This window comes from Allorhizobium sp. Av2, assembly GCF_021462805.2.
Classification (GTDB): Bacteria; Pseudomonadota; Alphaproteobacteria; order Rhizobiales; family Rhizobiaceae; genus Allorhizobium; species Allorhizobium vitis_G.
Genome location: NZ_CP192696.1, coordinates 1,254,941 through 1,273,619, shown reverse-complemented (window position 1 = coordinate 1,273,619; position 18,679 = coordinate 1,254,941). Strand labels below are relative to the sequence as shown.

Annotated in this window: 25 protein-coding genes and 1 tRNA gene; 7 read left to right on the top strand and 19 right to left on the bottom strand. The window is 56.8% G+C overall.

Going from position 1 to position 18,679, the window contains the following annotated elements; all coding sequences use genetic code 11:
- Nucleotides 1–4: 4 nt before the first annotated feature.
- From FS819_RS06150 to FS819_RS06100, 11 genes are all read right to left on the bottom strand, one after another.
- Entirely contained in the window at nucleotides 5–412 is a 408-nt protein-coding gene (locus tag FS819_RS06150) for a DUF3168 domain-containing protein (RefSeq protein WP_156551604.1), read from the bottom strand.
- Nucleotides 409–870: an HK97 gp10 family phage protein gene (locus tag FS819_RS06145; RefSeq protein ID WP_234625157.1), complete on the bottom strand. Its 462-nt coding sequence runs from the start codon at nucleotides 868–870 to the stop codon at nucleotides 409–411. Before FS819_RS06145 ends, FS819_RS06150 begins: the two co-directional genes overlap by 4 nt.
- Nucleotides 867–1,229, bottom strand: a complete 363-nt coding sequence (locus FS819_RS06140) for a head-tail adaptor protein (RefSeq protein ID WP_156551606.1) — start codon at nucleotides 1,227–1,229, stop codon at nucleotides 867–869. Before FS819_RS06140 ends, FS819_RS06145 begins: the two co-directional genes overlap by 4 nt.
- Nucleotides 1,204–1,401, bottom strand: a complete 198-nt coding sequence (locus tag FS819_RS06135) for a hypothetical protein (protein ID WP_156551607.1) — start codon at nucleotides 1,399–1,401, stop codon at nucleotides 1,204–1,206. The genes FS819_RS06140 and FS819_RS06135 overlap by 26 nt, the downstream gene beginning before the upstream one ends.
- On the bottom strand, nucleotides 1,401–1,949 hold the full coding sequence (locus tag FS819_RS06130) for a head-tail connector protein (RefSeq protein WP_156551608.1): 549 nt from the start codon (nucleotides 1,947–1,949) through the stop codon (nucleotides 1,401–1,403). The genes FS819_RS06135 and FS819_RS06130 overlap by 1 nt, the downstream gene beginning before the upstream one ends.
- The gene (locus FS819_RS06125; RefSeq protein WP_070165027.1) at nucleotides 1,946–2,197 is read right to left on the bottom strand and encodes a hypothetical protein; all 252 of its coding nucleotides are present in this window, start codon (nucleotides 2,195–2,197) and stop codon (nucleotides 1,946–1,948) included. Before FS819_RS06125 ends, FS819_RS06130 begins: the two co-directional genes overlap by 4 nt.
- Nucleotides 2,198–2,258: 61 nt before the next feature.
- On the bottom strand, nucleotides 2,259–3,530 hold the full coding sequence (locus FS819_RS06120) for a phage major capsid protein (RefSeq protein WP_234625158.1): 1,272 nt from the start codon (nucleotides 3,528–3,530) through the stop codon (nucleotides 2,259–2,261).
- Between the two features lie 50 nt (nucleotides 3,531–3,580).
- Complete coding sequence (locus FS819_RS06115; RefSeq protein ID WP_156538146.1) at nucleotides 3,581–4,189, bottom strand: HK97 family phage prohead protease; 609 nt, start codon at nucleotides 4,187–4,189, stop codon at nucleotides 3,581–3,583.
- Nucleotides 4,164–5,456 carry a phage portal protein gene (locus tag FS819_RS06110; RefSeq protein ID WP_156551610.1) on the bottom strand — a complete coding sequence of 431 codons (1,293 nt, stop codon included), beginning with the start codon at nucleotides 5,454–5,456 and terminating at the stop codon, nucleotides 4,164–4,166. Before FS819_RS06110 ends, FS819_RS06115 begins: the two co-directional genes overlap by 26 nt.
- A gap of 12 nt (nucleotides 5,457–5,468) precedes the next feature.
- A complete protein-coding gene (locus FS819_RS06105) occupies nucleotides 5,469–7,283 on the bottom strand; it encodes a terminase large subunit (RefSeq protein ID WP_156551611.1) in 1,815 nt (604 codons plus the stop codon).
- Nucleotides 7,267–7,734 carry a P27 family phage terminase small subunit gene (locus FS819_RS06100; protein ID WP_498724355.1) on the bottom strand — a complete coding sequence of 156 codons (468 nt, stop codon included), beginning with the start codon at nucleotides 7,732–7,734 and terminating at the stop codon, nucleotides 7,267–7,269. The genes FS819_RS06105 and FS819_RS06100 overlap by 17 nt, the downstream gene beginning before the upstream one ends.
- Nucleotides 7,735–8,004: 270 nt before the next feature.
- On the opposite strand from FS819_RS06100, the gene FS819_RS06095 reads away from it, so the two are divergent.
- Complete coding sequence (locus FS819_RS06095; RefSeq protein ID WP_156546122.1) at nucleotides 8,005–8,715, top strand: hypothetical protein; 711 nt, start codon at nucleotides 8,005–8,007, stop codon at nucleotides 8,713–8,715.
- Between the two features lie 769 nt (nucleotides 8,716–9,484).
- Here the strand turns inward: FS819_RS06095 and FS819_RS06090 are convergent.
- From FS819_RS06090 to FS819_RS06065, 6 genes are all read right to left on the bottom strand, one after another.
- Complete coding sequence (locus tag FS819_RS06090) at nucleotides 9,485–10,141, bottom strand: transcription termination/antitermination NusG family protein (protein ID WP_156546125.1); 657 nt, start codon at nucleotides 10,139–10,141, stop codon at nucleotides 9,485–9,487.
- Nucleotides 10,128–11,411 (bottom strand): helix-turn-helix domain-containing protein, encoded by a 1,284-nt coding sequence (locus tag FS819_RS06085; protein ID WP_156629904.1) that lies wholly within the window; start codon nucleotides 11,409–11,411, stop codon nucleotides 10,128–10,130. The genes FS819_RS06090 and FS819_RS06085 overlap by 14 nt, the downstream gene beginning before the upstream one ends.
- Complete coding sequence (locus FS819_RS06080; protein ID WP_087727843.1) at nucleotides 11,408–11,701, bottom strand: hypothetical protein; 294 nt, start codon at nucleotides 11,699–11,701, stop codon at nucleotides 11,408–11,410. The genes FS819_RS06085 and FS819_RS06080 overlap by 4 nt, the downstream gene beginning before the upstream one ends.
- Complete coding sequence (locus FS819_RS06075) at nucleotides 11,698–12,255, bottom strand: hypothetical protein (RefSeq protein ID WP_498724354.1); 558 nt, start codon at nucleotides 12,253–12,255, stop codon at nucleotides 11,698–11,700. Before FS819_RS06075 ends, FS819_RS06080 begins: the two co-directional genes overlap by 4 nt.
- A gap of 85 nt (nucleotides 12,256–12,340) precedes the next feature.
- On the bottom strand, nucleotides 12,341–12,577 hold the full coding sequence (locus FS819_RS06070; protein WP_156550635.1) for a hypothetical protein: 237 nt from the start codon (nucleotides 12,575–12,577) through the stop codon (nucleotides 12,341–12,343).
- Nucleotides 12,574–13,071 carry a hypothetical protein gene (locus FS819_RS06065; RefSeq protein ID WP_087727840.1) on the bottom strand — a complete coding sequence of 166 codons (498 nt, stop codon included), beginning with the start codon at nucleotides 13,069–13,071 and terminating at the stop codon, nucleotides 12,574–12,576. Before FS819_RS06065 ends, FS819_RS06070 begins: the two co-directional genes overlap by 4 nt.
- A gap of 104 nt (nucleotides 13,072–13,175) precedes the next feature.
- On the opposite strand from FS819_RS06065, the gene FS819_RS06060 reads away from it, so the two are divergent.
- From FS819_RS06060 to FS819_RS06040, 5 genes are all read left to right on the top strand, one after another.
- On the top strand, nucleotides 13,176–13,394 hold the full coding sequence (locus FS819_RS06060; RefSeq protein ID WP_156538156.1) for a hypothetical protein: 219 nt from the start codon (nucleotides 13,176–13,178) through the stop codon (nucleotides 13,392–13,394).
- Between the two features lie 232 nt (nucleotides 13,395–13,626).
- On the top strand, nucleotides 13,627–14,241 hold the full coding sequence (locus FS819_RS06055; protein ID WP_234624887.1) for an XRE family transcriptional regulator: 615 nt from the start codon (nucleotides 13,627–13,629) through the stop codon (nucleotides 14,239–14,241).
- A gap of 273 nt (nucleotides 14,242–14,514) precedes the next feature.
- Nucleotides 14,515–14,955: a hypothetical protein gene (locus FS819_RS06050; protein WP_156550636.1), complete on the top strand. Its 441-nt coding sequence runs from the start codon at nucleotides 14,515–14,517 to the stop codon at nucleotides 14,953–14,955.
- A complete protein-coding gene (locus FS819_RS06045) occupies nucleotides 14,942–15,148 on the top strand; it encodes a hypothetical protein (protein ID WP_156538158.1) in 207 nt (68 codons plus the stop codon). Before FS819_RS06050 ends, FS819_RS06045 begins: the two co-directional genes overlap by 14 nt.
- 6 nt (nucleotides 15,149–15,154) lie before the next feature.
- Nucleotides 15,155–16,222, top strand: a complete 1,068-nt coding sequence (locus tag FS819_RS06040) for a tyrosine-type recombinase/integrase (protein ID WP_234889389.1) — start codon at nucleotides 15,155–15,157, stop codon at nucleotides 16,220–16,222.
- Between the two features lie 27 nt (nucleotides 16,223–16,249).
- On the opposite strand, the gene FS819_RS06035 is transcribed toward FS819_RS06040, so the two are convergent.
- Entirely contained in the window at nucleotides 16,250–17,080 is an 831-nt protein-coding gene (locus FS819_RS06035; protein WP_156550637.1) for an ABC transporter permease, read from the bottom strand.
- A gap of 261 nt (nucleotides 17,081–17,341) precedes the next feature.
- Nucleotides 17,342–17,426, bottom strand: a tRNA-Leu gene (locus FS819_RS06030).
- A 501-nt stretch (nucleotides 17,427–17,927) separates the two neighbouring features.
- Here FS819_RS06030 and lipB point away from each other — a divergent pair.
- Entirely contained in the window at nucleotides 17,928–18,659 is a 732-nt protein-coding gene (lipB, locus tag FS819_RS06025; protein WP_156550638.1) for a lipoyl(octanoyl) transferase LipB, read from the top strand.
- Nucleotides 18,660–18,679: the final 20 nt, after the last annotated feature.

Genomic DNA, 18,679 nt, shown 5'->3' with positions numbered 1-18,679 from the left:
AGTTTCAGTGATTTTCGATGCCGGCCCGGAAGGTCAAAGCGATATGCGTGGTCAATCCATCCGGGTCGCGCAGATCGCGCCGGCCATCCAGTTCGAGATAGGCAAGCGCATTGTCATTGAGGGACAGCGTATCGCCGGACAGCGCCGCAACGACCGCCTTGGCAATCCGCCGCCCCTCGGCATAGCCGGGATCGTCCGACCAGACACTCAACTGGATGAACAGGTCGGACAGGTCCAGCCCATCAGCATCTTCGGGCAGTTCCTGGGTGGGACCGAAGGAGACATAAGGCAGGCTCACACCCTGCGGCACCCGGTCATAGACGCGGCCGGCAATCAAGGCAGTCACATCAGCATCGGCTTTCAGGCAGGTAACAATCGCCACCTGCAATTCATGGGCCGCATCTTCGCTCATGACGCCGCCACCTTTCGCGCTGCGGTTCGGACGGCTTTGCGCACCGCCCGCTTGGCTGACTTTTTGCTGGCCCGCCAGGACACATAGAAGAACGGCCGCGCCCTGGTGCCGGAGTTTTCTGATCCGGCATACATGCCGCCGTTCTTGTGGGGTGCCGTGCCATATTCCACCCAGCGGGCATAATAGGCCTCGGTGCTGCCGGCATAGATGGTGATCGAGAGATCATTGCCCATCTGCGATTTGACCGCTGCCACAATGCCCGACCCTTTCGGCACCTTGCCCCAGGTCCAGCCGATGCTATCGCGCAAGACACCGTCATCGATTGCAACAAGATTTTTCATCATGGCGACGACGCTGTCGGCCGCCGCTTCCATACCGGCTTTGATTTCGGCTTTGGCCATGTCGGGCAGACGCTTTAGTTTTCTGTCCAGTTTTGCCAAATTGAGGATTTTGCTCACCCGGCCACCCCACCACTCTGGCAGAGGAAATCGATCCAGCGCCGGTCCTTGTCGGTCCATTCGCCCGGAGTGATGTCCCGGACATTGAAGGTGAGCTGCGTATCCAGATCCCGGATGCGCCAGTCGGTCTCGACCTCCCTCGCCTCGCTGCAATCGCGCACAAAAATCACCTGCGAATGCTCGCCTTGCAGCCGATCCGCCATCACGGTCTCGCCACCACGAAGATGGACAAAACCCGCACGGCAACGATAGCGCTCAGCCCATGATGCGACGGTGACACCATCGCCCCGGTCGATCTCTTCACGCTGCTCGAAGATGACAAAGTGTTTCAGGTCACCCGTCGTTCTCTTGCTCGCCATCCGCCCCTCCTGCAATTGTTCGCGGTGGCTTGGGCAGTTCCACCGCCTTTCCAGCCGCCACGGCCCGTTCTCCGCAGCGTTTCAGCACAGTCACTTCCATGCCGGCGCGGTAAGCAATCGTGGTGGCGCGGGTGGGTTTGAAGTCAAAGTCTTCCAGGAACTGGACCCGCATCACGCACCCCGCCGCCAATTGACCAGCAGCCGGTCGAAGTCGGTCACCACATCCGCCGCGCTGCTTTCCGGCTTGCCGTAAATCTCAGCCACGCGCATGATGATGCCGAGGCGAAGATCAAAGGGCAGCTCGACAAACCCGACCTCATAGGTGACGGTCACAGGCGCTCCGCGATGTGCCTGCGGCCAGGATAGGATAGGAACCAGGCCGAGCGTCAGCCCATCGGATTTGAGCCGATACAGCGAGGGATCGAGGACAACTTCCCCACCATCCGGCGATGTGTAGGTGATGATGAGCTTACTTCCCGGCTTCACCGGTCCATCCGGCAGGCGCTCCAGATCGGCCCAGCTGTCGCATTGTGCCACCAGGGTTTTCGGGGAGACCGACAGATTGCAGGTCTGCTCGACAACCGCGACGACTTCTTCGATCATCATTTGTAGGATCGCGTCATCATGGGCGGTATCGATGCCGCAGCGCTCTTTGATGGTCGCGACCGTGACCGGCAGATCGTCCGCTTTCGCCGTGACTGTCGCGGCATACCAGCTCATGCGCCATCGCCTTGCGCCGGCTTGGTCGCCGCTGCAAGAGCAGCCACCGTCGCGGCATGACGGTTGCGCAGCATCATCAGTTCGGCGCGCAATTTGCCAAGCTCATCGCCCTCGGGGTCAACGACAAACTCAGCAAGGCCGGCTTCGACCAGCCGGCGCGCTTCCGGGATCTCGTAACGGTCGGTCACTTCACCCCTGTTAAGAACAAAGTCGGCCCCGACAGCACCGGTCAGCATTTTGATTTTCATGGCTGTTCTCCAATCAGGAAACCGGCCGGCGCTCTTTGCGCCGACCGTGACCAGGCGCCGATCAGGCGGCGGTCTTCATGGCCTTGATGGCGTTTGCGTCACCCAGCTCACCGTCGAAGCGGATTAGGCCGGCAATGCCGACCTTCGGCCAGAAGCGTTCGCGCAGCACACCGATCACGGGCGAGCCGACCTTACGGACATAATATTTGGAGAAGTCACCAAACAGCGCGATCCGCTTGTCGGCCGCCACTTCATCCATATGCTGGTTGATGGAATAGGGTCGGCCGTTGAAGCTGGCCGGAGCGCCCTTCTGCACGTCGCCCTGCTGCCAGAGATAATTGCCGTTGCCGTCCTTCAGCCGGCGGGTGGCCAGCAGGAACTTGTCATGGAACATGTACCGGCATTTGGGCGAGCCACGATACGCCGGGTCAATGGAATGCTCCAGTTCAAGGATATCGTCGAAGGTGAAGGCATCCTTGGCAGTTGTGGTAACGCCAAGGCCCGCCGCGTTGACCACGCCGTTCGGCTGGTTCTGGCCGGTTCCAGTGGTGAGCTTGCGATTGCCGATCCGGCCAAGCCGCTCACCGATCATCCCGCCGAGCAAGGATTCCATGTTGAACAGCGAATCCGCATCCAGCTCGAAGGACCATTTGATGAACGGCGTGGCATAGACATAGGCGTTCAGCACCTTCTGTCCGAACTCGACATCGCCGCTGCCGTCTTCCAGAAGATCCGCCGCCTCGGCCAGAGGATCGGCCTCATTGTCGGTATCGTCAACGGTCGGCACCAGCATTTCGTTGCCCTTCGACGTGGTGATCACCGTGCAGATGTTTTCGTCATAGAGCGGGCCCCAGGCTTTCATCGCCTGGATGATCGTGGCTTCCAGCTCGACCGGTACGGTATAGCCACCCGCAACTGCACTGGTTGTCACCTGATCGCGGGTCTCAAACGAGGCAACGCCGCGCTGAAGAACTGCGCGCTCTTCCTTGGTCAGATCGGACGGATTGACACCGCAGACCACCTTGGCAAACACGCTGCGATATTCGACCTTGCCACCCTGGGGCAGATCGTCGCCGCGCATTTCCGGGGTATCGCGCAGCGGACGCTGTTTTGCGCGGCGCTCTTCATCGCGCTTTTCCAGCTCGATCAGCTTTTCCTCGCGGTCGAGAAGCCCTTGCAGCCGATCATATTCGGCCATCGCCGTATCATGGGCGCTTTCCAGTTCCTTGGACCGAACCTCATCGGTGTCAGGCGTAATCGCCTCCAGACGTTCGCGGGCCTCAGTGACAAGGCGCGCCTGCTTTTCGCGCAATTCTTTCAGTCTTTGCGACATAGTCATACTCCTGAGTGTGGGGGGAGAGTGGGATGGTGGGGACGCGGGTCTTACGAGCGCCGCGTCAGGTCGAGGCCGATTTTCAGGCGCAGGCGCGTGGCCAGCCCATGAGACCGGGTGTGATGAGAACGGGTGTCGCCACGGGCGTGTTCAAGCGACCGCAGCGCAATCGAGGTGCCGGCATAGGCCGGGATAGAGACGATGGAGACTTCGAACAGATTGAGATCGGTCAGCGTCCGGCGCGGCATGGATCTGGAAAAATCCCATTCCTCGCCAACCGCCTCAAAGCCGAACGACATGCCTGACACGTCGCCCCGGGCAATCAGCGTGCGGACATCGCGTCCGACCGTGGTGTCGGGAAGATCGATCTCGACAGCCAGGCCCTTGGCATCCTCCGACAGCCGCAGCGTTCCCGCACGGTTGCGACCCAGCACATGGGCCGTGTCATGGTCATAGAAGGCGCGGATGTCGTCAGATCGCAGCGACCGGGCAAAGGCGCCCGGTGCGATGCTTTCCTCGAACACCCCGGCGATGGTGGTGACGTCACCAAAATTGGCGGCATAACCGGCCACCGTCATTCGCTCACCATCGCCCCGCGCTTCCACCGGCAGCACCAACGAGCGGCGCTCACGCTCACCCGGCTTCGGTTTCGGTGTCATCGGTCACCTGCCTTTCTGTGTCTGCTGCGGGATGATTGAGCGGCGGGTCGCCATTCTCGCCCATCGCGTTTGTGCCGTTGGCACTGGTGCCGATGGCAACGGTTGCGCCCTGGATGTAGAGTTGGTCGGCAGCCGGGTTCGGATCGCGCGGACGGCCTTCAATCTCCCGGCCCTCGTTCGGGGTCAGCAGCGCCGAGTTGACGCCGGTTGCCAAGGCTTCCAGGCGGCTCTTGAAGTCACCGCGCATCAGGCCGTCGAGGTTGTGACGGACATAACGGCGGGTGTTCATTCGGCCAAAAATCTTCAGGTTCATTTCCCCTTCGAGCGCCGTCGCCCATTGGCTAACCAGATGCTTGACCAGATAGAGGTCGTTCTGCTCGACATTGGAGAAGGTTGCCCGGCTCAAGTCCTGAAGGAAGTTCGGCGGGATCTGATAGGCGCGGGCAATCTCCTGCACCTGGTAGAGCCGGGCCTCGGTCATCTGCCCCTTGGCCGGGTCGTAACCCACTTGGGTCAGCTTATAGCCGACCGGCAACTGGATCAGCGGAAGCTGATCGTCCCGCGCCGCTTTCACCGCCCGCTTGATGTCTTCTCGCGCCCGCTGCATGGCCTTGTCATTGGCGGGCATCGGCCCTTCCAGCGCCAAGGGCGGAACGCCGCCGCCGGCAAAGAAGTTCGAGGCATAGTCGTTCATGGCCAAGGCCAGTTGGATGGCCTTTTCCGCCATGGCAATCGGGCCGCGATGCTGGACCAGATTACGCTTCAGCATATAGGGGATGTCGATCACGTCGGTGGCTGGGTATTCCCTGCCCTCGAAACTGTAGAATAGCCGCCCGCCGCGCCGCCTGATCGAACAACTGCCCGGATCAATCGGCCAGAGAGCCTCGACACCCGCGCCCTTGCGTTCGATCCAAGCCAGCCCCCGCCCGCCGGTAAACACCTGTTCCCAGAAGAAGCGCCGGAACTTCGAGGTGTCCATTTCGTCGTTCGGGTTTTCCTCCAGAACGACAGCGAGCTTGCCGCCGAGCCGCACCGGTCCCCGCTCGCCCGTCCGGTAGACATAGAGCGGAAGCGTTGCGAGGGTCCGTGACAGAAACGACACCGCCGCCTGCACAGCCGGGACTTTCAGCGCCGTCTCAATATTGACCGTGGGCAGCGCGCCGCCGCCAAGCCCGAAGAATTCCATAAAATTGGTGGCGCTGACCGGCACGGTTTCGCTTTCGAGCGACGTCGAACGCCGCTCGGCCTTGCCCTTCTTGGATGCCATCAGGCCACCCCTTTATTGATTTATAGAATAATCCGGGTCATCCCATGGGGATGCCTGGGAGGCACGGACACGGCACATCGCCATGCCCATCGACATGGCCAAAGACACCATGCCGTCGATGCGGCCAAAGGCGTGTTCCTTGTCGAACATCCGATGGCCGGTGCGGTTTTCTGCAAAGACGGTGCTGGCCGCACAACTGTCCAGCATCGGGTTCGGGTCGATCTCGATGCGCGCCTCATAGAGCGCGTTCTCAAGCTTGTTGATGCTGTGCGGCATCCAGAGATAGATATCCTGCTCACCATCCGGTGCGTCAGGATCGCGCTCCAGCACCCGGCGCTGGAAGCCCTGTGGGTGGATGGTCAGCGGTAGGGAAACACCCTGATCCTCCAAATGCTCGGACAATTGCTCCAGACCGTACTGGTCGGCGCCGATCTCTGTCGGTTCGAACTTTGCGCAGATCTCGGCCAAGGCTTCTGCCAGCCAGGGATATTTGAGCCGCTGGCCGGGCACCGCCTCGATAAAACCCTGGTCACGCCAGAGGTCATAGGGGGCCTGGTCGGTATTGGCCCGATCCTCCAGCGTATCGGCAGGTGTCCAGAACCAGGTCTTTGACGCAAACCGCTCGGCATCCTTGGTACTGTCAAGCACCCAGATCAGGGTCAGCGCGGTAAAGTCACGGGTGCGTGACAGATCGAGACCGCCATAGCAGGGAAAACCTTGCTCTATCAGCCAGTCGAGATCGAGATCCTTCTGGCAGGCCATCCAGGCCTCGCGCTTGATTGCCGCATTGACCGATTGTGTCCATTCGCAAAAGTGCAGGCGGGCAATGCCGTTTCGTTTGCCGGGCATCATCCGCGCCTGGTCAACGACCCCATGCAGATAGTCCGTGGTGATCGTCACATCGAGCAGCGGGTTTGCCTTCACCCAGCAGGACGGATCATTCTCCCAATCATCGCCCTCATCGAGCGAGCAGACAAAAGCAAATGTCGTGTCGTCCTGGACAATGCCCGCCGCGACGTTGACCGCGTGCTGATGCTCTTCCCAGCAGATCGATTTGCGATCCGACCCGGAATTGGTTGCCATCACCAACAACGGCTGTTTGCGGAATTTAAAACCGCGCTCCAGCATTTCGATGACATCGCGGTTGGGATGTTCATGCACCTCATCACACAGAGCACAAGACGGACGCGGACCCGATTGCGCCTTGTCGGCTGAGATCGGTTTGAAGAACCGCTTGTCGCCGCCCTTGCTAATATAAGTGAGCTGCCAAACCGGGTTTTCGCCTGATGTTGTAATCCGGCTGCTCAGTTCCGGTGACTGATCGCGCATAGCAACCGCATCCCGAAACAGCACCTGCGCCTGGTCTTTCTTGGCCGCCGCCGCATAGATCTCGGCACGGGGTTCGCCATCGGCCACCATCATGCAGATGCCGATCCCGGCCAGAAGCGGCGATTTGCCGTTGCCCTTGCCCTCTTCGTCATAGAAGCGCCGGAACCGCCGCAAGCCGGTATCGGCCCATTTCCAGCCGAACAGCGAGCCGACCCGGAAGGCCTGGCTCGGATGCAGCCGAAACCGCCGCCCCTCGAATTGCCCGCCATTCAGCCGCAGCTTGGACCCGAACCACTTGATCCGCGTGTTCGAAGTCTCCAGATCCCAGACCAGGCCACGGGCCGGGCCGTCGATGAGATCGCGCAGGTGACGGCGGCAGGCATTGCGAACATGGGGACCGGCAACGATATCGCCGCGCGCCACATCCGCCGCCCAGGCGGTCACCGGATCGTCGTCATAGCTGACATCCGGGATCTCGACATCAATCGAATCCATCATCGGTCGGGAACTCAAATCCTAACTGGCCGGTTGCCTGCAAGCCGCGTTCGGCAGACGGCGTCATGCCAAAATCACTCGCCAGCGCCCGGATCTGCCGCCATGTCTCATTCAACTGGCTGACTTCCGGGCGGCTCTTCAACTGGGTGCCGTTGCGGGTTTGGCTCTCATAGGTTTCCCCGCCTTCGCGAACATCGAGCCGCAACCGCTCATGGCGGGCTATCGTCCAGCAGAGCTGTTCGAACATGTAGACGTTGATTTCATTCAGCCGGTTCTTGCGCGGATCACACAGCGGTGGCGCGATCCGATCCCAGATGGCGCGCACATCGAACGGCAGATCATCAGGCCGAAGCTCCCGCGCCTTGGCCGCCGCCCGCGCCTCGAAGTTCGCGCCCGGGCCGTCCTCGGTTTTGAGGGGCACGACGTTTTCGGAGGTGGGCTTGCGGCCTTTCATATGGAGTTCCTAACTAGGATGCACGACAATTCCATAAGCGGACTTGCGGCTGCTATTTGTCCTTAGCCAAAGTCACCCCCGTTTGATTTCGCTACCGCGTGGACTTGGAAGACAACACAGCCGGAAGTGACGCATAAATATTGAATGCCGCACTACTGATTCAAATTTACTTATCTTGCATCGTAATTTTTATAGAGTAATCTTATCCAATGCCGCGAAGGCAGACACATAGTGTTGCGTATATCCTACAAGAAAGAACGGAGCGCCAATATGTTTGAAAATGCCAACATCCTCGCAAACGCATACAATGCTCTTCCCGATTTGGATGAAGCTGATTTTCAGCTTAACAGCAGAAAAGACGGCTGTATTGATTTTTTGCTTTCGATAATTATGAAGCACGGGAAACACGAATTCGTTGGAATTCGTTTGCTTCATAAGCACAATTTGATCGAGAATGGAGAAATTATGGCCGAATACCATCAAGTAGATAAAGATGGATTTTCTTTGATAACGCGAGCTACAAAAGTAAGAGATTGGTCCAGCAACCTGCGGCCGAATAGCTGGATTTTTAAAAATGGGGAATGGACTCCCATGGAATTCTCGAATGCAGAGCTCCTTAAAAACCCCAACGTGAATCCATCCTCTGAGAAGGAGCTTTTTCAAGAACTTGCTGATGCTATAAATCTATTTGAAGTGGAGGATGTTATAGGTCCATCTCTAATGGGAAGCGACCTTATCGATAGTTATCGCCCTGACGGGGAATACATGCTTGTAGAGCAAACAGCGTTAGATGATCGCGCCAACATTTTAAGATACGCAAAAATTAAAAATAATATGCCATTCAAAGCCGTAGAAACACACTGGTGCATGGAAAAAGATAAAGAAAAGGGCACAACCATTAAATCGTGTAAAAAAATATGTCCGCCTACAGATTACAGTCCATCTAAACACAATGGGACTTATATCCATAAGCAGGACTGATATGATATCTTCAGCGATATCGAAAAAATTGGCGAGAATTTGGTCGCAGACTTTTTAGTTGTGAACCTGCCGTTGAGACAGCTTTCGGCTAAACCAATATGGAATTTCAACAAATCCATGTGGCTTTTCCCCTCCAATTTCCGCTCGCTACACAGAAATGACCAACGCCGGTGCGGGAGGCGGATCGGGTTCAAGGCTGATCCACCCCCTGCCCTCGACCATCGTCCGAGGGGTCACGTCCGGTTCGCCGGGTGTCTGGGATCGGTGGGCCAGCCATTCGCGCCCATGGCTGTCGAGAAGCCGCGATGTTCTTCCCGCTGTTTGGTCGCGTCGTGATGCTTCTTGCACAAGGTCTGGAAAGGTCCGTTCCAGAACTTCTCCGCATTGCCGCTATGACGTTCAATGTGATCGCAGACGAAGCCCTTCTTGAGCCTCCCTTGCTGCCTACACATCCGGCAATAGGGCTCCCGCTTCAGCTGGATTGCCCGGATGGCTCGCCACCTCGTAGTGTAGTACCAAGAGCGCCAGCCCTTGGCGTCATCTGATCTCTGATCTGTCGCCATATCCTAGAACGCAAAAAGGCGACCCATCGGCCGCCTTGTCATCGTTCATATGGTCATAGCTTACGCACTGGCCCTGAATCGCATCACCTATTGGCGTGGATCAGAGCGAGGCCGGGGGAGAACATCAATCCCTTGGGAGCATCATACGCCCCGGTCATCTCGGTTGGAAAGGCGCTGTTCGCCTCTCCACGTTTCAAGCGATAATCTCAGGCCGAAATGAAGTCAATCCCCATCGTGATTTCGCTCATACCGCCGAACAACGGCACGTCAACGACCACCTGGCCACGCTTCGACAGCACCTTGCGCACCGTCACCACGAAGTCGGCAAACGGGCCAGAACGGATCGTCACCTGCTTGCCCAGCACATCCGGCATCGGTGGAACATCACGCCCATCCATATGTTTTCTTTCCGCTTTCTTGGCAGACAGCATCAGTTGGCGCATCAATGGTTCGGGCATCAGATGCGGCTTGCCATCCGTGCCCATCAGCCCACGAAGCTTCGATGCAAGCATGAGACCGACGAAGGCTTCATTGTTGGGAATGACCTGCACGAACAGGTAGCCTCGAAACAGCGCCCGCTGGATATCCACAGCTTGCTTGCCGCGTCTGGGAGGTAATCTCAACCGCTCGAAGGGGCACCAGCACTCGATTTCCTGCTGTTCGAGCGAATCCCGGATCGCCTCTTCCATGCCGCTCTTGCAGCTCGCCACCACCCACCGGGCCAAGTGGTCGAACTCAGGCCGGTCGCGCCGGGCCATGGCAACCTGTCGCTGGCGCTTGGCCTCGATAGCGTTGATGTAAGCCAAGCGTGAAAGCCCCTCGCCCGAGACGCCATCCAGAAGTTTCCCGTTATTCTGCATCATGGGTGCGTCCCTCGCTCAAGCTGGTTTGGAAATGGTCGAGTGCCGCCTCGACCGCCGCGTCGAGATCGGGCTGATCGGGGTCAATGGGCGGGAAATAGTTCCAGTCACGTAGGCCCTCGACGAACATCCAGCCACGGCGTTCATGCAGGCGCTTCCAGGCCGCAAACAGCGTACTGCTGCTTTCGACTTTTTCGAAGTCAGAGACCAGCGGCAGCAGGTCCACCGAGGTGACGAACGGCTCATTGCGCCGAGCAAGGTCGCGCATCCGGCTCACCAGCGGCCAGCCGTGTTCACGACGCTTTTCCCAAACCAGGGCTTCCCGGCTGATCGCGCCAGAAGCCAGCCGCCGATTGTCGAACGCCGTGAACACGAACTGGCCTGTTGGCTCGCAAAGCAGCGTTTCCAAGCGCCGCCCCATCCAGAGCTTGCCGCACACCTTGGCGGTGGCATGGGTTTGGACCGCCTGGGCAACCTCAGGCATTTTTTCCCAAGCCCTGTCTCGCAGGAACACAGCGGCGAAGGTGAACGTGCCTTTGCCGATCCACTGGATGTAGGCCGGTGTTTTCTCGATGCAGGCCGCTCGCTGATCTGCCGTCAGGGCAAACCAAGCCTTCCTCGCTGCCGTGTCGCTGCTCTTGTCGTAATTCGGCCAAGTCGGATACCAGCGCTTGAAGGCGAGATCGATCTTTCGCAATTCCTCTCTCGAAAATTCCCCCCGCCCCGCGCCTGCGGTGGGAGAGTTGTTTGGAGAGTTAGCTGGAAGAATCTTATCTTGGTGGAGCTGCTCCACCACCTTTGTGGAACCATTTCCACCACCTTCGGGCGCCATTTCCACCACCTTTTCTGCGTAAGGCGGTGGAGCTGCTCCACCACCTTCCGGCAAAATCTCGCCCTCAAAAGGTGGTGTATCTCCTCCACCAGCTTGCGCATTTGCGACAGAACCCACAGCAGAATGGCCAGCAAGATCGCGGCCCGGCCAGCGGGCGATATACTCGTTTCGCTTCCATTTTTGACCGCGAAAGCCGTGCTGGGTGACTTCGATCCAGCCTGCTTGTTCGGCAATGTCGAGGTGCTTCAGGATTGTTTTCTTATCAAGGCCGGACAGCTCGACCAGTTCGGATACCGGCGGATAGCAAGAACCACCCGTTGCATCCATCTTCAGGCCGAGCGTATGCAGCACCAGGCGCGTGATCGGCGGCAGGCCGGATTTGGCAACGGCATGACGCCAGGACCATGCCCGCGAGGTTGCACCGTGATCAGGCTCCATCATGCCGCACCGCCTTTGCGCGCCACGTCCAGCATCGCCGCTCTGGCCGCACCAATGGTCAACAACACGCTATCGCGCCAGCAGCCCTGCCCGCTCCGCGTGGAATTGATCGCCGCAAACTCGGCATCGAGATAATCGACACCGGCCAGAAATCCGGCCGTCCGCAACACCATGCGGATCGAGGCATGGTCGCGGTAAATGACACCCTGCGGCACCCGCAGTAGCCAATTGGCCCGCTCCGCGTCCGTCTGGCAATCGCAAAGCTGCTCTACGATTGGAAGTAGCCCGGTCATGCGTCACCCCCGCCGCGCAGCCACGCCTCGTACTCGCCAAACAGCGAGAGCCAGGCCGCTCTGACGCGGTCATCTTCATTGATCTGTTTTTTGCTGGTGATGCCGAGGCGATCCTTCAGAGCCGCGTCGGCACTGTCTTTGTCGTCAACCACGCTGCCGCCGTTGGCCTCGCTCAGAAACCGGTGGAAGGCCGCGTGGGACAACAGAATAGAAGCTTGCGCCGAGTGGTTCGGCTTGTGCTGTTGGGCCGCTGGTTGGCTATTGCGCGTCGCCAGCTCACCCCGCAGATCGCGCACGGCAATCGCTGCCCGATCCACAAGACGGAGGAACAGGCGCAAATGATCGAGCGCCCCGCAGATCAGGTCACGTTCGTCATGCAGGGCGGCCGGGTGAATGGTGGCAATATGCACCTGCTCACCCATCAGCCGATGCACCACCAGGCGCAACCCGCCCCGATCCGCTTCCAGCGTCCAGACATCATCATTCAGACGCTCTGCCGACCCCTTGAGCCGGTTCACCGTCGAGGCTTCACGTTGGCGGTTCACATCGTGCATGATCCGGCCACCTTGTTCGCTGCAACAATAATGGAAAGCCCGGCAGAACCGGGCTTGGGAAACTTCATGGAGGCATAACCGGCCATCAGTTCGCCCTCATCAGACGATCAAGATAGGCCTGACCGAGACCGGTCAGCAGCACCGTCCTCTGATCCTCACGGATCAGCACATAGCCGCAGGCACGGCAGTCATCCGCCAACAACCGGTCAGGGCCATCACGCACGATCAGCTGGCCACCATGGATTTTGAGCTTGCGCAGGAAGCCCCGTGCCCGCGCACTCAAGGGCCGCTCGAACAGCGAGGTCAAGGTTGCGTCGATCATGGCTGATCTCCCACAACCCGAAGGCCGAATTTTTCCCCGCCCCGCGCTTTCACACCGGCAAGCGCCTTGCGGAACACGCCAATCTTCGCTTCAAGCGCAGCCGCATCCCGGTCCATCTTGGTGGCTTCCGCCGGGGTCGCAACGAGATCAGAAAAGGCAATGGCTGCACCGGAAAAAAGATCACCGGCCTGCTGCATCATATCGGCATAGGCAAGGATGGCACTTTGCTCGACAGCACGGTCGCCTTCCGGGTCCGTCAACCGCCGACCGCTCAATTCCGCCATAGCCGAGGTGACAAGAGGCAGGCCGCATTCGCTCTCCAGGGCATAGACAACCGAAATCGGCATCAGGTCCGTATCACGCGGATTGTTCATCCGGCCGATATGACTGGGAGAAACAGACGAGATCTCAGACGCCCGCTCGATGCCGCCAGCAAGCCTAATCAGGTCACGTTGCGCCGCTTTGATGCGATGAAACCAAGCGCTTGTTTGCATAAGACAAAACCTTTCCCGCGCCGGGAAATCTCCGGCGTTTTTCCCGTGGTGGGAATTGATCAAAAATGTGAGGAATGGGCCGTCAGATAATCACGGAGGCCCGCATGCAAAACGATAACGATCCGCGCGGAGGCAGCCGCCAAATGGCCAGGAGAAGCCTGTTGGATAGACAAGCAAAAAGATTATCCAAGTCATCAACTGGATTTCCGTTTGCTGAGGCAAATTTCAAGAAATTGAATGGCAGTTACACGCTGGTCTGTGCCGCGTTCAATGTCCCGGGCCAAATCGATACTGGGATCACGTTGACCGGACAGTACACGTGACAATGTACTCGGCGCGCGCCCAATACGGAGCGCAAAGCTCGACAACCTCTCACCGGATTCGTCCAAATACGTCCTAAAAGCATCCATGTAACATTACTTGCCAAATAGGCAATTTTTAGTCAAGGGTTATTTTGCCTATTTGGCTATGGCGCTGGAGCTTCAAACTGAGCATTTTTGCCATATGGACAAACAATACCCTAACAGACTGAATACGCTCCGAGAAGAACGGGGTATGACAATCGAGCAAGTAGCGGAAGCGACTGGCTTATCGACGTCATATGTGTCGAGGCTAGAGAATGGAGACCGCAACCTGTCGGTCAAAAATCTCAACCTCTTTGCGCACGCTTTGGGTGTCGAGCCTCAAGAGATTCTAATTAAGAGCAATGAACCGAAAGCGAATGTTGTAGCTGTGATGGGGCGCATTGGTGCTGGCGCCGAAATTTTGCCAGATGAAGAGCAGGTACCACCTGACGGCCTACATGAAGTCGAGACACCTTTTCCCATTCCCGACGATGCCCTGGCCTTCGAGGTCAGCGGCGATTCAATGTGGCCGCGATATGATGATGGCGACATTATAATTTGCTGGTCTCAGAGCATCATCCCAGAAGACGTACTTGGCTGGGAAGCCGCTGTCAGAACGCGGGATGGCCGTCGATATCTCAAGCGCGTCCACAAAGGTGCAGAAGCCGGAACTTATGACCTCGAAAGCCACAACGCACCACCCATAAGAGGGGTCGAGTTGGTGTGGGTCGCCTCCATTCAATCGGTCATCAGAAGCGGTCAATGGAAAAGGGCAGCACCATCTGAGCGCCATAGGCGCATACGCAAGATGATCTCAGGGCGGTAGCAAGACATCGCACGCAATAAAAAGGCCCAGATGTTTCTGGGCTTTTTTGTATTTTTTATAAATTTGCCAAATAGACAAATTTGAGCTTGACGATTATTGCCTATTTGGCAATATTGCGTTCACCATCAATTCGATGGCGGCATATTTAAGCCGTGCGGCTTGAGTGCATCAAACAGCAGGCAAAGATGAGTTGGATGTAACGCGGGACGATACCCAACCCGCGAACGCCGATCTGCGCCCGCTTTGCAGTTCCAGCGACAAGGAGCACTAAAATTGGCATTTATTAAAGACATCAACCGGCCAGTTGACCGTGAGTTACTAAACATGATCGGAGATGGCGCAACGCCAGCCGAGATCGCAAAGTCTGTCCCCTGCTCTACCGATTCAGTTCGCGGCTGGCTTCGCCGGCTTGGATGCACCCACAATCGCAAGGGATTGTGGTTTCTGCCAAAAGAAGCATCCAAGAAGCCACAACGGGACAGCCGCCTCGCCCAGAAGCGACAGGTTGAGGTCCGCAAAGGCGTTCTGCCAGAACAGTTTCCATTTATTCGCACCCACATCACGATTAGGGACGATGGCAGCCGCATCACCCTTCCTGACCTCTCCATCCTGGCCGTTGCACGCGCCGAGCGCGACAGAAGGGAACGCTGCAGCGCGATGGCTTTCAATATCTCACACCCACAGCCGCAGGAGAAACAGAATGCGAAAGGCTGATCAGACTTTGGTGACACCACCCGCCAGAAAGCGTGCCAGCGAGCATGCCATGGCCGCTGCCTTGAAGGCCGCCCGACGCGCAGGCCTTATGGTAGATCGCCTGCTTATCCATGACGGCACGGTCGAGATACGATTTACTGGCAGCGCTGAAAGCGATGTCGAACCAGCCTCTCTTGACCTTAAAGAATGGTAGGACGTCATGAAAGTCAGCTATCCCGGCCTTATCAAGGAAGAATTGCCTTCGGGCAATGTTCGTTACCGCGTCCGCGTGATTGGTAACCCGAAACAGCGCATTCGCATTTTCTGCCTGCCAGGCGATGAAGATTTCAGCCGCCAATATACGCTTGCCCGCTATGGAGAACAGCCTGTGCCTTTGAAGAAGGCATCCGAGGCGGTCAAGCCCAGGTCCATTGGCTGGCTGGTGCACAGTTATTTTGAATACATGGAGCAAAGGGTAAAGGCCCGCCTGTCCAGCGCAAAAACGCTGAAGAAGAAACGAAACCTGCTGGCCCGGCTGATTGAGGATCCAGACAGGATTATGCTCATCCCGCAACCAAAGCTGATCGAAATGCAGGATAAAATGGCCAGCACGCCCGCCCAAGCGGATGCCTTCATCGAAGCGATCAGCGTCATGTATGAATGGGCAATCAAGCGTGGCCACCTTAAGACCAATCCAGCCAAGGGAATTGACCGGATCTATAAAAAAGGCGACGGGGCAACGCCTTGGAAATCAGCGGATGTGAAACGCTTTTTTACCCACCACAAGCCAGGTTCCAAGCCTTTCATTGCAATGTCCATTCTCCTTTGGACGGGTTGCCGCATCGAAGACCTTACATTCCTTGGCCCAAGGCATGAGTGCATTCTGGACGGACTGGAGGCGCTGCGATGGGTGCCTGCAAAGAGGGGCTCATCCGAAGTGACCATCCCCCTGCTCAAGCCCTTGAAGGCCGCGATCCACAGCCAAGGCACAATAGCTGAAACCTACATCGTGGCGCGAGGCAACAAACCCTTTGCCAGCGGCGACTCCATGTCGGCCATGTTCAAGCGTTGGTGCATTGATGCAGGCTTGAACCATCTCTCTGCTCATGGCGTGCGCAAAGGTCTGGCCGAGTTGCTGGCCGAACAAGGCTGCAGCCAATATGAAATCATGGCCATTCTCGGCCACTCAGAAGCCAAAACAAGCGAGATTTATACCCGCCGCGTGGAGCGCTGGAAGCTCGCGCAGCAAGCAATGGACCGGCTTGCTGTGTCCGAGGCATGGCTGTAGCCAGCGGTAGCCGTATCTACCGCACACTCAGCCTTCAAGTGCAAATCTACGCAGTAACCGCTCAAGGAGCAGGCCTATGCATACACTGCCAATTGCAACACCTATAAAATATTGTTTATCAAGATCTTCGGTTGGGTAACCGAGATAATATGCAGAACGCACCCATTCAACGGCCTGAAAAGCCGGGTTCCATGAACAGCTGTAGACAACTACTTCTGGAAATGAATGAAGGTAAATTGGAGCACCAGACGTGATGTAAAAAATCACCATTAGCAGAGAGTAAATCATCGGAAAGATGGGCATAATAACCGAAATAACACTCGCTATTATACCAAATCCAATTGATAAAATTACCGTAAATAGAAAAGCGAGCAAAGCTTCCGAAGGATAAACTGGGACTGGGTTAGATCCGATAGAAACTAAATATATATAAATAAAAATAAATGAAATGATAATGCCGATAAATTCCAAAAAAGCCCTAGCTAATATTATATCAAGCAACCGTACCACGGGAAAAGCCATCATAGATTTGTTGGCAAGCAGTGATATTGACATAAAACGCGAAACATATGTGAACGTCATTACTGGAAGCAGTCCAGTGGCAAAAAATATCTGAAGATCATCGCCAAACTCGGAATGTTTACCAACGACATAGTAAATTAAAAGAAGCAAAAAGATATGCCCAACAGGAAAAAGCGGGACGATCAAAAAGCCCAAGCCGTGATTGAAGAATCGGCTGCGTATATCGCGCAGGATCACGGCATGCATCACATTAAGTTTTTGCTTCAGCGCATCTTTTGTCGAAATCTGTGACGGAACCTCAGCCCTCTTTATCGTTTGCGCAGTAATGTCTGTCACGATATTTTTCCCGATTTTTGACCAGCTTCAGGGTAAAGCAAAAATCCGGCTTTTCCGGGTCCGGAGTACCGACCATTCAACATTTAACACGGCCAATCAGAAGCGAAAACAAGCGACGTGTATGGCGCTCAGTAAAGCACTGAAAACTACCCAGTAAGCGCTGTACCGGCCCGATATGTCCCACGCATGGTTTTGACGTGGGACACATCAAAACTTAACCTGTTGAACGAAAAAGAAAAACCCGGCCTAAAGCCGGGTTCTTGGTGCGGTCGAGAAGACTCGAACTTCCACGGGTTGCCCCACAGCGACCTCAACGCTGCGCGTCTACCAATTCCGCCACGACCGCATCGTGGTAGAGTGCCGACTTGCGTCGACGGGCTGCATCTAGCAAATGCGTCGGGGGTACACAAGGGCGGCTTGCAACATTTTTATGAAATCGCTTCACGGCCTTGATATGTCTGTTGAAAACTCTCTCCAACCGGGCCAAATACAGGATGAAATGCGGCGCGCTGCCAGAATGAACCTTATAAGCAGAATGCACTCATAAGATTGAGCCACTGGAGAGCACCGCTCACGTTCTCCTTGCCGATATCTTCAAGGCGAAGATACGCAGATATCTTCTCCTTGGCCTTATTGGGTTCATGCAAAAATCGAACGTCAGCGTGGGCGCCCGTTCAAGCCCGTTGTCGTTTCACCATTGCATAATTCTTCTAGCTCAAATCGGCCTAGAGGAAATTATGCGACGAATTTCAAGCGTTATACCGCCGGGCACCACATATGGTGGGCGGTGGTATAAACCAACCCACGCGATGGCGAAGGCCTGCTGCGCGCTTAAGGATAGCTTCTCATGCTTCGTTCCGATCTCGACAAGTCCATGCTTGCTAGCCCTGGTAATCCGCCGATCCGGTGGCGGGTCAGCGACGGACTTGTTGGCTATGAGGATGCGTTGCGCGTGATGGAGGAGGAAGTGGCAGCTATTGCCGACGGCACCGCCGACGAGCTGATCTGGCTGCTGGAACATCCGCCGATCTACACGGCAGGCACTAGTGCCGATCCGAAGGATTTGATCGACACGCATCGCTTTCCGGTTTTCGCCACCGGACGTGGTGGTGAATATACTTATCACGGGCCAGGCCAGCGGGTCGTTTATGTCATGCTGGATTTGAAGCGTCGCCGCCAGGACGTACGAGCCTATGTCGTCGCCCTGGAAGACGTTATTATCAAAACACTGGATATGATGAACATTCGCGGCGAGCGGCGGGAAGATCGGGTCGGGGTCTGGGTTCGTCGCCCGGATAAATCACCCCTGCCGGACGGTAGCGTGACAGAAGACAAGATCGCCGCTCTCGGCATTCGTCTGCGACGCTGGGTCAGTTTTCACGGCCTGTCTTTAAATGTGGAGCCAGACTTGTCTCATTTCAGCGGTATCGTACCCTGCGGCATCTCTGCCTACGGCATCACTAGCCTTGTCGATCTCGGTCTGCCTGTGACGATGGCCGATGTAGATATTCATCTCAAAGAAGCATTTGAAAAGGTGTTCGGCCTGACAGTGGCCGACCAGCATATAAAGCCGCGGTAATTGGCGCCTGAAAGGCACCC